The 16451-nt window shown below is 61.9% G+C and carries 17 protein-coding genes; 16 read left to right on the forward strand and 1 reads right to left on the reverse strand.

Going from position 1 to position 16451, the window contains the following annotated elements:
* The first annotated feature begins 29 nt into the window (after positions 1–29).
* The 14 genes from tsaB (at position 30) to OSJ75_RS17210 (ending at position 13696) form a co-directional block, all read left to right on the forward strand.
* Complete coding sequence (gene tsaB, locus OSJ75_RS17145) at positions 30–716, forward strand: tRNA (adenosine(37)-N6)-threonylcarbamoyltransferase complex dimerization subunit type 1 TsaB (RefSeq protein WP_267228878.1); 687 nt, start codon at positions 30–32, stop codon at positions 714–716.
* Positions 716–1216 (forward strand): ribosomal protein S18-alanine N-acetyltransferase, encoded by a 501-nt coding sequence (gene rimI / locus OSJ75_RS17150; protein ID WP_416362583.1) that lies wholly within the window; start codon positions 716–718, stop codon positions 1214–1216. The genes tsaB and rimI overlap by 1 nt, the downstream gene beginning before the upstream one ends.
* A gap of 1 nt (position 1217) precedes the next feature.
* Positions 1218–2066 (forward strand): lysophospholipid acyltransferase family protein, encoded by an 849-nt coding sequence (locus tag OSJ75_RS17155; protein ID WP_267228880.1) that lies wholly within the window; start codon positions 1218–1220, stop codon positions 2064–2066.
* Between the two features lie 9 nt (positions 2067–2075).
* Positions 2076–3515 carry a tRNA (N6-isopentenyl adenosine(37)-C2)-methylthiotransferase MiaB gene (gene miaB, locus OSJ75_RS17160; RefSeq protein WP_250019195.1) on the forward strand — a complete coding sequence of 480 codons (1440 nt, stop codon included), beginning with the start codon at positions 2076–2078 and terminating at the stop codon, positions 3513–3515.
* 25 nt (positions 3516–3540) lie between these two features.
* Positions 3541–4557, forward strand: a complete 1017-nt coding sequence (locus tag OSJ75_RS17165; RefSeq protein ID WP_250019194.1) for a PhoH family protein — start codon at positions 3541–3543, stop codon at positions 4555–4557.
* A gap of 62 nt (positions 4558–4619) precedes the next feature.
* A complete protein-coding gene (gene ybeY, locus OSJ75_RS17170) occupies positions 4620–5117 on the forward strand; it encodes an rRNA maturation RNase YbeY (protein ID WP_250019193.1) in 498 nt (165 codons plus the stop codon).
* 5 nt (positions 5118–5122) lie between these two features.
* Positions 5123–6217 (forward strand): hemolysin family protein, encoded by a 1095-nt coding sequence (locus OSJ75_RS17175; RefSeq protein WP_250019192.1) that lies wholly within the window; start codon positions 5123–5125, stop codon positions 6215–6217.
* Between the two features lie 32 nt (positions 6218–6249).
* A complete protein-coding gene (lnt, locus tag OSJ75_RS17180; RefSeq protein WP_267228952.1) occupies positions 6250–7866 on the forward strand; it encodes an apolipoprotein N-acyltransferase in 1617 nt (538 codons plus the stop codon).
* 100 nt (positions 7867–7966) lie between these two features.
* Positions 7967–8383 (forward strand): helix-turn-helix domain-containing protein, encoded by a 417-nt coding sequence (locus tag OSJ75_RS17185; protein ID WP_250019191.1) that lies wholly within the window; start codon positions 7967–7969, stop codon positions 8381–8383.
* 136 nt (positions 8384–8519) lie between these two features.
* Positions 8520–9785 (forward strand): methionine adenosyltransferase, encoded by a 1266-nt coding sequence (gene metK / locus OSJ75_RS17190; RefSeq protein WP_267228881.1) that lies wholly within the window; start codon positions 8520–8522, stop codon positions 9783–9785.
* 19 nt (positions 9786–9804) lie between these two features.
* Complete coding sequence (gene trmB, locus OSJ75_RS17195) at positions 9805–10503, forward strand: tRNA (guanine(46)-N(7))-methyltransferase TrmB (protein WP_250019243.1); 699 nt, start codon at positions 9805–9807, stop codon at positions 10501–10503.
* Between the two features lie 208 nt (positions 10504–10711).
* Positions 10712–11662, forward strand: a complete 951-nt coding sequence (locus OSJ75_RS17200; protein WP_250019189.1) for a Bug family tripartite tricarboxylate transporter substrate binding protein — start codon at positions 10712–10714, stop codon at positions 11660–11662.
* Positions 11659–12147, forward strand: a complete 489-nt coding sequence (locus OSJ75_RS17205; RefSeq protein ID WP_267228882.1) for a tripartite tricarboxylate transporter TctB family protein — start codon at positions 11659–11661, stop codon at positions 12145–12147. The genes OSJ75_RS17200 and OSJ75_RS17205 overlap by 4 nt, the downstream gene beginning before the upstream one ends.
* A gap of 4 nt (positions 12148–12151) precedes the next feature.
* A complete protein-coding gene (locus tag OSJ75_RS17210; RefSeq protein ID WP_250019187.1) occupies positions 12152–13696 on the forward strand; it encodes a tripartite tricarboxylate transporter permease in 1545 nt (514 codons plus the stop codon).
* Positions 13697–13714: 18 nt separating this feature from the next.
* Here OSJ75_RS17210 and OSJ75_RS17215 read toward each other — a convergent pair whose 3' ends face one another.
* Complete coding sequence (locus tag OSJ75_RS17215) at positions 13715–13879, reverse strand: hypothetical protein (RefSeq protein ID WP_267228883.1); 165 nt, start codon at positions 13877–13879, stop codon at positions 13715–13717.
* Positions 13880–14126: 247 nt separating this feature from the next.
* Between OSJ75_RS17215 and rimP the strand changes: the two genes are divergently transcribed.
* Positions 14127–14765, forward strand: a complete 639-nt coding sequence (rimP, locus tag OSJ75_RS17220; RefSeq protein ID WP_250019185.1) for a ribosome maturation factor RimP — start codon at positions 14127–14129, stop codon at positions 14763–14765.
* 51 nt (positions 14766–14816) lie between these two features.
* The gene (gene nusA, locus OSJ75_RS17225; RefSeq protein WP_250019184.1) at positions 14817–16424 is read left to right on the forward strand and encodes a transcription termination factor NusA; all 1608 of its coding nucleotides are present in this window, start codon (positions 14817–14819) and stop codon (positions 16422–16424) included.
* Positions 16425–16451: the final 27 nt, after the last annotated feature.

Here is a 16451-nt window from a genome sequence, read left to right on the forward strand (position 1 = left end):
CCGCCGCAATCTTGTTTAGGCGGTAGCAAATGAAATTGCTCGCGCTCGACACTGCCGCAAATCTCTGTTCTGCCGCTCTCCTCGACATGGAGAGCAGCACCCTGCTATCCGAGGTCAGCCATGATATCGGCAAGGGCCATGCGGAACAGCTGATGGCCGTGCTCGACGAGACCTTGCGAGGGAGCGGTCATTCCATCTCCGACATTGCCAAGATCGCCGTCAGCGTCGGGCCCGGTTCGTTCACGGGCGTCCGCGTCGGGGTTTCGACGGCGCGTGGCCTCGCCCTTGCCCTCAAATGCCCTGTCGTCGGCGTAAGCACCCTGGAAGCGCTGGCATGGGATGCACGGCAGGAGGCGCCTGGCAGGGCCGTCCTTTCGATCATCGATGCGCGGCGCGACGAACTCTATTCGCAGTTCTTTTCCGAGGCTGGCGAGCCGCTGTCGGAACCGGCCGTCAATGCGTTGCCTGCCATCATGGAAAAACTGCAGGATATGGGGCCAGTGGTCCTGTCGGGTTCTGGCGCGGCGCTCGTCAATGCACAGCTTGGGCAGGCGTTGGAAATTGCGTCGCATCGGGCCACCGGCTCGGCCGAAGCTTTCGCCCGTCTGGGCGCTTCACGCACTGCCGCCGGCGTGCCGAGCCCGCTCTACCTGCGCGGTCTCGACGTGAAGCCGCAACAGGGCTTTGTCCTCAAGCGGCAGGAGGACGCTCAATGATGGGATTTCCCTTCGATAGCCTGCGGCAGCGGCCCTTCGTCATCGAACCATTGACGCGCGAGGATGCGCGGCACGTCGCGCCGATACATGCAGCGACATTCTTCCAGCCGTGGAGCGAGGACGATATCGAAGCCATGCTGCGCGACGCAAGGACCTTCGGCTTCATCGCTCGCGAGGAAGGAAACCGCAAAGCGCCGCCCGGCGGTTTCGTGCTTGCCCGGCAGATACTGGACGAGGCCGAGATATTGACCATAGGCGTCGCGCCCGCCTCGCAGCGGCAGGGATTGGGCTATGCCTTGATGGATGCCACCCTGCGGCACCTGCACAATGCCAGGGCTGGAATGCTTTTCCTGGAGGTCGATGAATTGAATGCCGCCGCCATTGCCCTTTATCGCCGGCTCGGCTTCAAGCAGGTCGGCAGGCGGCCGGGCTATTACGAGACGGCCGCGGGGCGTGTCGCTGCCCTGACCATGCGGCGCGACCTGACGGCTGGCCGCTGACATGATCGCACGCATCAGGCTGGTCCTGGCATCGCTGGCCTTCGCCCTTGTGGTGCTTCTCCTGGTTCCGATCCAGTTCGTGCTCGTCAAGGCCGGCCTGGGGCTGCGCCGTAAGCTGCCACTGCTGTTTCACCGGTCGATGTTGCGTATTCTCGGCGTGCGCGTTCATGTCCACGGCGTGCCGGCGCAGGGGCGTCCGCTCCTGCTGGCGGCAAATCATTCCTCATGGAGCGATATCGTCGTGCTCGCTTCGCTGTTCGAGATGTCGTTCATCGCCAAGGCCGAGGTGGCGCAATGGCCGCTGTTCGGACTATTGTCGAAGCTGCAGGATACGGTCTTCGTCGAACGCAACAGGCCCGGAAAGACCCGCGCCCAGGCCAGCGAAATCGCGCGACGCCTGGCTGCCGGCGATGTCATGGTCCTGTTTGCGGAGGGCACGACCTCGGACGGCAACAGGATACTGCCGTTCAAATCCTCCCTGTTCGGCGCCGCTCAGTTCGCCACAAAGGAGACCGAGGCAAAACAGGTCGTCATCCAGCCGGTGGCCATCGCCTATACCCGCGTTCATGGTATTCCGATGGGGCGCTTCCATCGCCCGATCATTGCCTGGCCGGGCGATGTGGAACTGGGGCCGAGCCTTCTCGGCATGCTGCGCGAGGGCGCCTTCGATGTCGATGTGCGCTTTGGCGAACCGGTGATCATCGACGAGGCCAGCGACCGCAAGGCACTGACCCGCGTCATGGAGGATCGCGTGCGCCGGATGATGCAGACATCCCTGATGGGCCGCGAATTCGGCGAAGCCGACGACGAAGGCAACTCGGCTATTCTCAAACCGGCCAAAAACCGGTAGAAGCCGCGCATGGACGATATCAGCAGCATCAAGGAACTGGACGATCAGTCCGGAGCATCCACGCATGAAGCCCCGCGCGGCAATGCGCGCAAGGTCTATGTGAAGACCTATGGGTGCCAGATGAATGTCTATGACAGCCAGCGCATGGCGGACAGCCTGGCGGCGGAGGGCTATAGCCCGACCGACACCGCCGAGGATGCCGACCTCGTCCTGATCAATACCTGCCATATCCGTGAAAAGGCGTCGGAAAAGCTCTATTCCGCCCTTGGCCGGCTGCGGAAGATGAAGGATGCGCGGGCCAAGGAGGGTCGCGAGCTGACTGTCGGCGTCGCCGGCTGTGTCGCGCAGGCCGAAGGTGACGAGATCACGCGGCGCGCGCCGGTGGTCGATCTCGTCGTTGGCCCGCAGACCTATCATCGGCTGCCGCAGGCCTTGCAGCGCGTGCGGCAGGGCGAGCGCGTGGTCGAGACCGAATACGCCATCGAAGACAAGTTCGAACATCTTCCATCGCCGCCAAAGGAACAGACGAGAAGCCGTGGAGTCACCGCCTTCCTCACGGTGCAGGAAGGCTGCGACAAGTTCTGCACATTCTGCGTCGTACCCTATACGCGCGGGGCGGAAGTCTCGCGGCCGGTGAGCCAGATACTCAAGGAAGCCGAAAAGCTCGTCGATGCGGGTGTAAGGGAGCTGACGCTGCTCGGGCAGAACGTCAATGCCTGGCACGGCAAGGGCGATGATGGCCGCGAATGGGGCCTGGCGGAGCTTCTTTACAGGCTGGCCGAAATCCCCGGCCTCGCGCGGCTGCGCTACGTCACCAGCCACCCGCGCGACATGGAGGATGCGTTGATCGAGGCGCATCGCGACCTGCGCATGCTGATGCCCTATCTCCATCTGCCCGTTCAGGCCGGTTCCGACCGTATTCTCAAGGCGATGAACCGCAAGCATACGGGCAGCGACTATGTGCGTCTTATCGAGAAAATCCGCAATGCCCGTTCGGACATAGCGCTGTCCGGCGATTTCATCGTCGGTTTTCCGGGGGAGACGGAGGCGGATTTCGAGGCGACGATGCAGCTTGCGCGCGATGTGACCTATGCGGCCGCCTATTCGTTCAAATATTCACCCCGGCCGGGTACTCCCGGTGCCGATATGGCCGATCATGTCGCCGAGGAAATCAAGGATAGCAGGCTCCAGCGGCTGCAGGCCTTGCTCAGTGAACAGCAATATGCGTTCCAGCGCAGCCTCATCGGCAAGACCATGGATGTGCTGATCGAAAAGGCCGGCCGGCAGCCCGGACAGATGGTCGGACGCTCTCCCTGGTTACAACCTGTAATTATCGATGTACACGGCGGTGGAATCGGCGACATTATCAATGTACGAATCATCGATACCGGAACCAACAGCCTTATCGGCATTCGGGAGATGGATTCGGCAGGCAGCAGGGTTATATAAAGGCTGAGAACTTTAGGAGAGCCGTTTGAACGCCACCGAGAAGCTGAAACCCGCTCCGAAAGGAGCCTCAGATCTGGCGCATATCGTACTGACCTTTGACAACAATCGACTGGCGAGCGCCTTGTTCGGCCAATTCGATGAAAATCTCGCCCGAATCGAGAAGAAACTCGGCGTCGATGTACGCTCCAAGGGCAACCAGCTTGCGATCCGCGGCGAGCCGGGTGCGACCGAGCAGGCAAGGCGCGCCCTCGACCAGCTTTACGAGCTGCTGCAGAAGGGCCATGACATTTCGGCATCCGACGTCGATGGTGCATTGCGAATGGCCGTCGCTGCCGATGACCAGCTGTCGCTGCCAACAATGGAAAAGAGCAAAATGGCGGTCGCACAGATTTCCACCCGCAAGAAGACGATCTTTGCCCGCACGCCGACCCAGGACGCCTACATGCGGGCGCTCGATCGGGCCGAGCTCGTTTTCGGCGTCGGCCCGGCCGGTACCGGCAAGACCTATCTTGCCGTCGCCCATGCGGCCATGCTGCTGGAACGCGGCCTGGTGGATCGCATCATTCTTTCGCGTCCCGCCGTCGAAGCCGGCGAGCGGCTCGGCTTCCTGCCGGGCGACATGAAGGAGAAGGTCGATCCCTATCTGCGCCCGCTCTATGATGCGCTCTACGACATGATGCCTGCCGACAAGGTCGAGCGGGCGATTGCGGCGGGCGTGATCGAGATCGCGCCATTGGCCTTCATGCGCGGGCGCACGCTTGCCCATTCGGCGATCATTCTCGACGAGGCGCAGAATACCACCTCGATGCAGATGAAGATGTTCCTGACGCGTCTCGGCGAGAATGCGCGCATGATCATCACCGGCGATCCGAGCCAGATCGACCTGCCGCCCGGCCAGAAATCCGGCCTGGTCGAGGCGTTGAAGATACTGGACGACGTGCCGGGGATCGTCACCGTGCGCTTCACCGATGTGGACGTCGTACGCCATCCGCTGGTTGCGGCCATCGTCCGGGCCTATGACAAGGAAGGCGCCAGGCCCTGACCGGGTCTGGCGTGCCCGCCAGTGGCGATCGCCGACGCTAGCGAGGAATAAAGGTTTCGACCGTGATCGATATCGACATATTGATTGAAAGCGACGGCTGGTACGAGGCGGCGCAGCTTGAAGCATTGGCACGGCGTGCCGTCGCCGCCGTCTGGGACGAGTTGGACGCCGGCCGGCAACCGGAGAGCGAGCTCAGCCTCGTTTTTACCGACGACGCGCAGATCCGGGAGCTCAACAGCGACTGGCGCGAAAAGGACAAGGCGACGAACGTGCTGTCATTCCCGGCCTTCCCGGTGAAACGGGGGCAGAAGCCCGGACCCATGCTCGGCGATATCGTCATCGCGCGGGAAACGGTCGAGAGGGAAGCACTGACCGAGCACAAGCCTTTCGACCACCATCTGACGCATCTCATCGTGCACGGCCTGCTCCATTTGCTCGGATATGACCATCTGGAGACCGAGGAGGCGGAAGAAATGGAGCAGCTGGAGCGCAACGTGCTCGCGCGGCTTGCCATCCCGGACCCATATGCGCTATCGGTCATTGACGATCAACACGATTGAGGACCATGTCTGACACGTCGCACCAGAACGATCCGGCCGCAGCAGCCAAGAGCTCCAGCGGTCAGGAGAGTGATGCCGAAGGGCAAAGTACGCCCAGAGCGCCCATCCCCGAAAAGCGCTCGCTTCTTTCAACGATCTTTCCGTTCCTACGCAACCGTGCGGGCAATACCCTGCGCGAGGATATCGACGCCGCGCTGGCTGAGGAACATCATGACGATTCCGCCTTTTCGCCGGAAGAAAGGGCCATGCTTCACAACATCCTGCGCCTGCGCGAATTGCGCGTGGAGGATGTGATGATTCCGCGGGCGGACATCGAGGCCGTCGAAATCTCCACATCGCTGGGCGATCTGCTCGAAATGTTCGAGAAATCCGGACATTCGCGCATGCCGGTCTTCGCCGAGACGCTGGATGACCCGCGCGGCATGGTGCATATCCGCGACGTCGTCAATCATATCACCAAGGTGTCGCGGCCGAAGGCGGCTCGCCGGACCGCGCGCAGCGCCAAGACGACCGCCGGCGCCAAGCTCGATTTCTCCAATGTCGACCTGACGAAATCCGTGGCCGACCTGAACCTGATGCGGCCGGTGCTGTTCGTACCGCCATCGATGCTTGCAAACGAGCTCATGGCGCGCATGCAGGCCCAGCGTATCCAGATAGCGCTGGTAATCGACGAGTATGGCGGTACCGATGGACTTGTTTCGCTGGAGGACGTCGTCGAGATGGTCGTCGGCGACATCGAGGACGAGCATGATGATGACGAGGTCATGATCACTGCCGAGGCCGATGGCAGCTTTATCGCCGATGCCCGCGCCGAACTCGAGGAAATCGCTGAAGCGATCGGCCCTGCCTTCATCGTCGGCGAGCACGGGGAGGACGTGGACACGGTCGGCGGCCTCATTTTCTCGATCCTCGGCCGGATTCCGGTGCGGGGCGAAACCGTGCAGGCCGTGCCAGGCTACGAGTTCCATGTTTTGGAGGTCGATCCACGCCGCATCCGCAAGGTGCGCATCGCGCCTGTGCGGCATGGCGAACGGCGCACCAGCCGGCCCGATGCGCGCGACGAGGTCCCGCAAGACCAGTCCGCGCAAGAGCGGGAATGACCAATTCGTCGCTGCAATTGCGCCAGAAGCGGATGGACGGCCCGCAGCGGGAGAAAAGCGCGTTTCAGCTTTGGATAGGCAAGCTGGCGCTGCTGTCGGGCTGGAAGCGCGCTCTTGCGGCGTTCCTTGCCGGTGGGTGCGCCAGTTTCGCGCTTCCGCCCTATGATTTTGTCGCGGCCGCCTTCATGGCATTTCCTGTTCTGGTCTGGCTCATCGACGGAGCGACTGGCGGGCCTGATCGAGGGGGCATATGGCGGCTCCTGCCCGCAGCCCTCACCGGATGGTGGTTCGGCTTCGGATATTTCGTCCTGGGGCTCTGGTGGATCGGAAATGCGCTGTTGGTGGACGCGCAGAATTTCGCCTGGGCCATTCCCTTCGCCATACTCGGCCTGCCGGCCTTCCTTGCACTGTTCTATGGGCTCGGCGCCGCCATTGCCCGCCTCGTGTGGAGCGATGGGCTAGGCCGCATCTTCGCGCTCGCCTTCGGGCTTGGGTTGGCGGAGTGGCTTCGGTCATTCCTGTTGACCGGCTTTCCTTGGAATGCCATCGGCTATGCGGCCATGCCCGTGCCACTGCTCATGCAGTCTTCGGCGGTTATCGGCCTGTTGGCGATGAATGTGCTCGCGGTGATCGTATTCGCCATGCCGGCGCTCGTTTCCGATCGCCTCCACCGCCTTGCGGGTGCGGCGCTGGCAATCGTCCTGATCGGTTTGCATGTGGGGTACGGAGCGCTTCGCCTGTCCAATGCGACGATCGTCGACGATGGACCGCAGGTGCGTATCGTCCAGCCGTCCATTGCGCAGGATATGAAGTGGGATGCCGACGCGCGGCGTGACATCCTCGACAAATACCTCGACCTGACGCGTCAGCCACCGGCAGCGGGCGCCGCCAGTCCCCAGATAATCGTCTGGCCGGAAACTGCCGTGCCCTACCTCCTGACGAAATCCCCCGACGCGATGAAGGCGATCACGGAGACGCTTGGCGATGGGCAGACGCTCCTGGCGGGCGCGATAAGGCTGGAAGAGCCGGACGGCGACGCGGAGCCCGCTTATTACAATTCGATCTATGTGATCGATGGCAAGAACGGAATAACCGGTGCGGCCGACAAGGTGCACCTCGTCCCCTTCGGCGAATATCTGCCGCTGGAGCATATATTGCGGCGGCTCGGCCTCACCGAGGTAGTCGAGATGCCGGGCGGGTTCACGCCGGCGGCAAGTCGGCGTTCGCTTCCCGTATTGCCGGGTTTCGCGGTGCTGCCGCTCATCTGCTATGAGGCCATCTTCCCCGGCGAGATGGATTATGCAGGCCCGCCAGCCAATGCCATCGTCAATGTCACCAACGATGCCTGGTATGGCGATACACCCGGCCCGTACCAGCACTTCCGCCAGGCGCAGTTGCGGGCGGTGGAGCTCGGCCTGCCGCTGATCCGGGCTGCCAATAATGGCCTCTCCGCCGTGGTCGATCCCTATGGACGAATCATCGACGGGCTGGCGCTGAATGCGGTCGGCGTATCGGATGTCCGATTGCCGGCCAGGATACGGCCACCTATGAGCGAGGCGACGCGCAATGCTCAATTCTGGGTTGTTATTCTAGCCGTACTGGTTGCAACAATGACGTATTTTTTGCGTCACAGGAGAAGGTTCGGTTGACATTTGAGCACCGACCTGTCGAATAAGGGCCTTATTTGGTCCGTTGATACATTGATGATAAAATTAATACTCAGCCCCATTTCATACGAATGAGATTTTCATGTCCGATAATAAAAAGAGCCCGAATCCCGTTGACCTTCATGTTGGCGCAAGAATTAGACTACGCCGCAATATGATTGGCTTGAGCCAGGAGAAACTTGGCGAAAGTCTTGGCATTACATTCCAACAGATCCAGAAATACGAGAAGGGGACCAATCGCGTCGGCGCCAGCCGATTGCAGGCGATTGCGAATATTCTCAATGTTCCCGTCACCTTCTTCTTCGACGACATGCCCGGTCAGGCGGAACGATCGAAAGGCTTCGACGAGGAGAGTGAAACGACCTATGTCGTCGGATTTCTCAACAGTTCCGAGGGTATTCAGCTTGCTCGCGCCTTCGCCAGGATCGGCGACCCCAAGATAAGGCGCAAGGTGCTCGATCTGGTGCGTACGCTCGGTCAGGAGGATGACGTCGGCTGAAGCCTCCGACGTTCTGCGAAAAATAAAATCCCTGCACGGCCACAAGTTTGAAAATGAAAGCGATTGACGGAATGTCTTTGACTTGGCAAAGACTATGCGCCTTTTGGCATTTGCGAGCTTTCAAGAGGGGTTTCCCGTGACGCGCAGTTCCTACCTTTTTACAAGTGAATCCGTATCGGAAGGTCATCCGGACAAGGTCTGTGATCGGATTTCCGACGAAATCGTCGACATGATTTATAAAGAAGCCCGCAAGACGGGCGTCGATCCGTGGAGCGTGCGTGTCGGGTGCGAAACCCTCGCCACGACCAATCGCGTTGTCATCGCCGGCGAGGTCCGGGTGCCTGATACGCTGTTGAAGAAGGACAAGGACGGCAAGACGGTAAAGGATGCGCAGGGCAATCCTGTCATCAACCCATCGCGTTTTCGCGCCGCGGCGCGGCGTGCCATCCGCGCCATTGGCTATGAACAGGACGGCTTCAACTGGAAGACCGCCAAGATCGACGTGCTTCTCCACCCGCAATCGGCGGACATCGCGCAGGGCGTGGACAATGCCGCCGACCGGCAGGGCGAAGAGGGAGCCGGCGACCAGGGCATCATGTTCGGCTATGCCTGCCGCGAAACGCCAGACCTCATGCCCGCACCGATCTATTATTCCCACAAGATCCTCGAACTGCTTTCCATTGCCCGCCACAAGGGCGAGGGCGATGTCGGCAAGCTTGGACCGGATGCGAAGAGCCAGGTGACCGTGCGCTATGTCGACGGCGTTGCCAAGGAAGCGACGCAGATCGTGCTCTCGACCCAGCATCTCGATGCAAGCTGGGACTCGAAGAAGGTGCGCAAGGTAGTCGAGCCCTATATTCTCGAGGCGCTCGGTGATCTGAGGGTCGCGGATGACTGCATCTGGTACATCAATCCCACCGGTCGGTTCGTCATCGGCGGACCCGACGGTGATGCCGGGCTGACCGGGCGCAAGATCATCGTCGATACCTATGGTGGCGCCGCGCCGCATGGCGGCGGTGCTTTCTCCGGCAAGGATACGACGAAGGTTGATCGTTCGGCCGCCTATGCCGCGCGTTACCTTGCCAAGAACGTCGTTGCCGCCGGTCTCGCCGACCGCTGCACGATCCAGCTTTCCTACGCTATCGGCGTAGCGCAGCCGCTGTCTGTCTATGTCGATCTTCATGGCACGGGCAAGGTCAGGGAAGATGCCGTCGAGCGGGCGCTGCGAAGCGTCATGGACCTGTCGCCGACAGGCATCCGCAAGCATCTCGACCTCAACAAGCCGATCTATGCCAAGACGTCCGCCTATGGCCACTTTGGCCGCAAGCCGGGCCGGGATGGTTCGTTCTCCTGGGAGAAGACCGATCTCGTCAAGCAGTTGAAGAGCGCCGTGGCCGCCTGAGCGGCCACGCGTGACAATCATGACGGAGGCGAGGCGGGCAAGGTCCACGGAAGCTTTTTTCGGCAGGCGAGCGGGCAAGACACTGCGTCCGCTGCAACGTTCGATCCGGGATGAGCTTCTGCCGGTCCTGAAACTCGACCTCGACCAGCCCGCGCCGGCAGATCTGCGTTCGCTGTTTTCGGCGGAGGTCGGCGCGGTACGGCTGGAAATCGGCTTCGGCGGCGGCGAGCATCTGCTGCATGAGGCGGCGCGCTGCCCCATGGCCGGGTTCATCGGCGTCGAGCCATTCGTCAACAGTATGGCAAAGCTGGTGGTCGATCTCCATGCCAATCCGCTTCAGAACATCCGGCTTTACGACGATGACGCAACGCAGGTGCTGGATTGGCTGCCCGAGGCTTCGCTGGACGGGATAGACCTGTTCTATCCTGATCCCTGGCCCAAGAAGAAGCACTGGAAGCGCCGGTTCGTCAGCGGGAAAAATCTCGATCGCTTCGCCCGCGTACTCAAGCCGGGTGCGCGCTTTCGCTTTGCTTCCGACATAGATACCTATGTGAACTGGACGCTGCAGCATTGCGATGCGCATCCCGATTTCGACTGGCAGGCGGCAAGTCCGGCGGATTGGCATACGCCCTATGAAGGCTGGCCCGGTACCCGCTACGAGCAGAAGGCCCACCGCGAAGGCCGCGTTGGTGCTTACCTCACTTTCCGGCGGATCTAGTTGCCGCGAACGGGCCGCGCATTTCGCGTGACAGCTTCCTGACAGTTTTCTAGTATCATTTTCAGGGTGAGGAGGCTGCTGGGAGGCTGTCCGTCGCAATCACATGAGAGATCAGATCCGGTGCACATCCGGATATGAGCGGCATCTTCCAGAACTTCGAGATCAATGAAGGATAGGCGGCGCCCACGCCGCCATGGGAGGATTTCGCATGCGTAAGATGTTGCTTGCCTTTGTCGCCGCCGGAGCCGTGCTGCTTTCCGGCCAGGCCTTTGCCGCCGATTACAAGATCATGGCGCCCGCCGCGCCCGGCGGTGGTTGGGACCAGACGGCCCGCACGCTCCAGACCGTACTGCAGGAAGAGAAGATTTCCGGCAATGTCCAGGTGGTGAATGTCACCGGCGCCGGCGGCACGATCGGCCTCGCGCAATTCGTCAATTCGGGCAAGGGCGACCCGTCGCAGCTGATCGTCGGCGGCTATGTCATGGTCGGCGCCATCCTGACCAATGCGTCGCCCGTGACGCTCGACCAGGTAACGCCGATCGCCCGCCTCACCGGCGAATACGAGGCCGTCGTCGTGCCGGCCAGCTCGCCGATCCAGAGCATGAAGGATCTTGTCGAGAAGCTGAAGGCCGACCCGGGTTCCGTTTCCTGGGGTGGCGGTTCCGCCGGTGGTACGGACCACATCACGGCCGGCCTCATTGCAAAGGCCGCCGGGGTCGATCCGACCAAGGTCAATTACATCGCCTTCTCGGGCGGCGGCGAGGCCCTGGCTGCCATATTGGGCGGGCAGGTGACCGTCGGCATTTCCGGCTATGGCGAGTTCGAATCGCAGATCAAGGCCGGTACCTTGCGCATCATCGGCATTTCCAGCGACGCCAAGCTGGAAGGCATCGACGCGCCGACCTTCAAGGAAGCCGGTGTCGATGTTTCGATCCAGAACTGGCGCATGGTCGCCGCAGCGCCGGGCATCACGCCCGAACAGGAAGCTGCCATCGGTGCCGATATCGAGAAGCTGGTGAAGTCCAAGGGCTGGCAGGAGCAGCTGAAGGCCAAGGGCTGGGCCGATACCTATCTGGCCGGTGATGCCTTCAAGGCGCAGCTTGCCAAGGATACCGAGGCCACGGCCGCAATCCTGAAAGATATCGGCCTCGTCAAATGAGCCAGCAGCGCACCGGAAACACGCGCCGCCCCGATCGGGCGGCGCTGGTCATAGCAGCGTTTCTCGCCCTGCTGGCAGCCATTATCGCCTATAGCACCGCGACGGCCCATGGCGGCAGCGCCACGCTCATCGGCCCGGCTGTATTCCCCTATGCCATTGCGGGCGCGCTGTTCATTCTTTCCCTGTGGACGGTAGCGGAGGCGCTCAGAGGCGACTTCCCGGAACGCGAAGCGCAACAGGCGGGACCTGTGGTCTGGATCGTCGGCGGTCTCGCGGCGCAAATGCTCCTGCTGAACTTCGTCGGATTCTCGATTGCCACCGGCCTGCTCTTCGCAGCCACCGCGCGCGCCTTCGGCAAGAAGAAACTATGGCTGACCGTGCCGGTCGGCATCATCCTCTCTTTCGTCGTCTGGGTCCTGTTCTCGAAGGGGCTGCAATTGTCGCTCCCGGCAGGCCCGATCGAGCGGCTGGCATTCGGAGGCTGAGAGCATGGACACCTTTGCGTTGCTCATCCAGGGCTTCACCGTTGCGATGGAGCCGATCAACCTGCTCTATGCCTTGATCGGCGTCACCCTCGGCACAGCCGTCGGCGTATTGCCCGGCATTGGCCCGGCGCTGACCGTCGCCCTGTTGCTGCCCGTCACCTACAAGCTTGACCCCGCGGGCTCGCTCATCATGTTCGCGGGCATCTATTATGGCGGCATGTATGGCGGATCGACAACCTCCATCCTGCTCAACACGCCCGGGGAGAGCGCGTCGATCGTCACGGCGCTCGAAGGCAACAAGATGGCCCGGGCAGGGCGGGGCGGGCCAGCGCTTGCCACTGCCGCCATCGGCTCTTTCGTGGCGGGCCTCATCGCCACCATCGGGCTCGCGCTTATCGCGCCATGGATCGTGAAGTTCGCGCTTTCCTTTGGACCGGCCGAATATTTCGCTCTCATGGTGCTCGCATTCATGACCGTTTCGGCCGCTTTCGGCGATTCCACCTTGCGCGGGCTGACGGCGCTGTTCATCGGGCTCGCACTCGGCCTTGTCGGCCAGGATCAATTGACCGGGCAGGCGCGCCTCGCCTTCGGCATTCCGGACCTGCTCGACGGTATCGAGGTCACCACGCTCGCGGTCGCCCTGTTCGCCATCGGCGAGACGTTGAGCGTCGCGGCTTCGCGCCTCGCAGCCGATGAAAAGGTGGAAGCGGTCAGGGGATCGATCTGGATGACGAAGGAAGACTGGTCGCGCTCGTGGAAGCCGTGGCTGCGCGGCACCTTCATCGGCTTCCCCATCGGCGCCATGCCGGCGGGCGGCGCGGAAATCGGCACGTTTCTGTCCTATTCGGTGGAAAAACAGATGGCAAAGCGGCCGGAAGAGTTCGGTCATGGCGCCATCGAGGGCGTCGCGGGTCCCGAAGCGGCCAATAATGCCTCTGCCGCGGGTACGCTGGTGCCGCTCCTGACGCTCGGCCTGCCGACAACGGCAACGGCGGCAATCATGCTCGCCGGCTTCCAGCAGTTCGGGCTTCAGCCCGGTCCGCTCTTGTTTGCGACGAACCCGGCCATCGTCTGGGGATTGATCGCCAGCCTGCTCGTTGCGAACTTCATGCTGCTCGTGCTGAACCTGCCCCTGATCGGCCTCTGGGTCCGCCTGCTGTCGATTCCCAAGCCGTGGCTCTATGCCGGCATCCTGGTTTTCGCGACGCTGGGGACGATCGGCGCCAATTCGGCAATATTCCAGCTGGGCTGGCTGGCATTCTCGTTCGAGCTTGCCATGCTGATCCTGTTCGGGCTGTTCGGCTACTTCCTGCGCCAGTTCGGCTACCCGATCGCTCCCGTGGTCGTCGGATTGATCCTTGGGCCGATGGCGGAGACGCAGCTCCGGCGCGCCATCCAGATCAGCCAGGGCGATTTCACGGTTCTGGTCGGTTCGCCGATCGCTGTCGCCCTGCTGGTTCTCGCGGTCTGCGCCGTCGTCGTGCCGCTGATCATGCGGGCTCGCGGCAAGGGCAAGGTGCTCGCAGCCCTGGCAGCCAACGAGGACTGAGCGGTCGGTTCGGCAGACTTAAAGGCGTGTGATGCTACGGAACTGTATCGGATCGATCCCGAGCGCGCGCAGGTCCGACGGAGCGGGCTGATAGCCCGTGCGCGTGGCGGAAGCGGCAGCCACGGCGCTGCCGAATACGCTCAGCATGCGGGAAATGGCCTTGGGTGTGTATGCGGGCTTCATTGCATCCTCTTTGAGGTTGTTGCGTTGCAGCAAACATAGGTAGCGGCCCGGCCTTTGATAAGTGCCGGGGACGCAGGGCAGCCATGCGCCACGAGCGACGCTGCTGTCCATCGCAGGAAATCGCCGCTTGAAACACGCGCATGATTTCGGTATATAAGGCTCATATTCTTGGTCGGTTCGAACAGGGGTGGGTCCACACAGGTCCCGCTCTTTTTTGTTTCTTAAGGCCAAAACAGGGAAAATCTGCGTGACGACAAGCGTCAATAACGAACAATCACCGACACTGCCGGAAGGCACGGATGAGCGCATAATCACCGAGACGGGCGTCGATGCCCGTATTGCCGGCATTGTGGAGCCAGTATTGGAGTCGATCGGTTTCAGGCTCGTTCGCGTGCGCCTGACCGGCCTCAATGGTCTGACATTGCAGATCATGGCGGAGCGCAACGACGGCACGATGACCGTCGAGGATTGCGAACTCGTCAGCCGTACCCTTTCGCCGGTGCTGGACGTCGAAGATCCGATCGACAGGAATTACCATCTGGAAGTTTCGTCGCCCGGTATCGACCGGCCATTGGTGCGGAAGTCCGATTTTTCCAACTGGACCGGGCATATCGTCAAGGTCGATACCTCGGCCATGCTGGAAGGGCGCAAGAAATTCCGCGGCCGCATTGCCGCGATTTCCGCCGATACGGTGACTGTGGAAGCGGACCAGGCGACCTATGGCGATCAGCCTGCCGTGGCCATTCCATTCGAAATGATTTCCGACGCACGCCTCATTCTCACGGACGATCTCATTCGTGATGCGCTGCGCCGCGACAAGGATTTGCGTGAAGGCCGTATTCCCAGCGAGGAAGACGCCGATCAGCAAGATACGGACCAGAATTAGATTATTTCAACGCCCGCCGAGGAGCGTGGCGATGAACTCAAGGAGAAGAACATGGCAGTCAGTGCAAACAGGCTAGAACTTCTGCAGATCGCCGATGCGGTGGCCCGGGAAAAATCCATCGACCGCGAGATCGTTATCGCAGCAATGGCCGACGCCATCCAGAAGGCGGCACGCTCGCGCTACGGCCAGGAGACCAATATCCGCGCCGACATCAACGCCAAGACCGGCGAGATCAAGCTGCAGCGTCTCCTCGAAGTGGTCGAAGACGTCGAGGATCCGGTAACGCAGATCGGCATGGATGCGGCCCGCGACCGCAACCCCGATGCACGCCCGGGCGATTTCCTCGCCGACCAGCTTCCGCCCATGGATTTCGGCCGCATCGCCGCGCAGTCGGCCAAGCAGGTCATCGTGCAGAAGGTGCGCGAGGCCGAGCGCGACCGGCAGTATGATGAATACAAGGATCGCGTTGGCGAGATCGTCAATGGCAGCGTCAAGCGCGTCGAATACGGCAATGTCATCGTCGATCTCGGCCGCGGCGAAGCCATCATCCGCCGCGACGAGCTGATCCCGCGCGAGACGTTCCGCTATGGTGACCGCGTGCGCGCCTATGTCTATGACGTGCGCCGCGAGCAGCGCGGGCCGCAGATATTCCTCAGCCGCACCCATCCGCAGTTCATGGCGAAGCTCTTCACCATGGAAGTGCCGGAAATCTATGACGGCATCATCGAGATCAAGTCCGTCGCCCGCGACCCCGGTTCCCGCGCCAAGATCGCCGTGATTTCGAGGGATTCCTCGATCGATCCGGTCGGCGCCTGCGTCGGTATGCGCGGCTCCCGCGTCCAGGCGGTGGTCGGCGAATTGCAGGGCGAGAAGATCGACATCATCCCGTGGTCGCCGGAGCCCGCTTCGTTCATCGTCAATGCGCTCCAGCCTGCGGAAGTTTCCAAGGTCGTGCTCGATGAAGATGCCGAGCGTATTGAAGTTGTGGTCCCGGATGACCAACTATCACTTGCGATCGGCCGCCGTGGCCAGAACGTCCGGCTCGCATCGCAGCTCACGGGCTGGGATATCGATATCCTGACCGAGCAGGAAGAATCGGAACGCCGCCAGAAGGAATTCGTCGAGCGGTCCAATCTCTTCATGGATGCGCTGGACGTCGACGAGATGGTCGGCCAGGTCCTCGCTTCCGAAGGCTTCGCCAGCGTCGAGGAAATCGCCTATGTCGACAGCGACGACATTTCCTCGATCGATGGTTTCGACGAAGAGACGGCTGCGGAAATCCAGCAGCGCGCCCAGGAATATCTCGGACGCATCGAAGAAGAGCGTGATGCCCGCCGCAAGGAGCTCGGCGTTTCGGACGAACTTCGCGATCTGCCCGGCATGACCAATGCGATCCTTGTCGCGGTCGGCGAAGATGGCGTGAAGACCGTCGAGGATTTCGCTGGCTACGCGGTCGACGAGTTGACCGGCTGGCGCGAGCGCAAGGATGGTGAAACCATCGCCCATGCGGGTATCCTGTCGGCGTTCGAAGTCAGCAGGGCCGATGCGGAGCAGATGGTTCTGGCGGCTCGCCTGAAGGCCGGCTGGATCACGGAAGACGATCTGGCGACCGAGGCCGACGCTGAAGCCGAGGTGGCCGACGAAGAGGCCGCCGTCTGATCCGAGGCGGCCCGGGCGTGGTTGAGA

This window comes from Phyllobacterium sp. 0TCS1.6A, from assembly GCF_026420825.1.
In the GTDB taxonomy this organism is placed as follows: domain Bacteria; phylum Pseudomonadota; class Alphaproteobacteria; order Rhizobiales; family Rhizobiaceae; genus Phyllobacterium.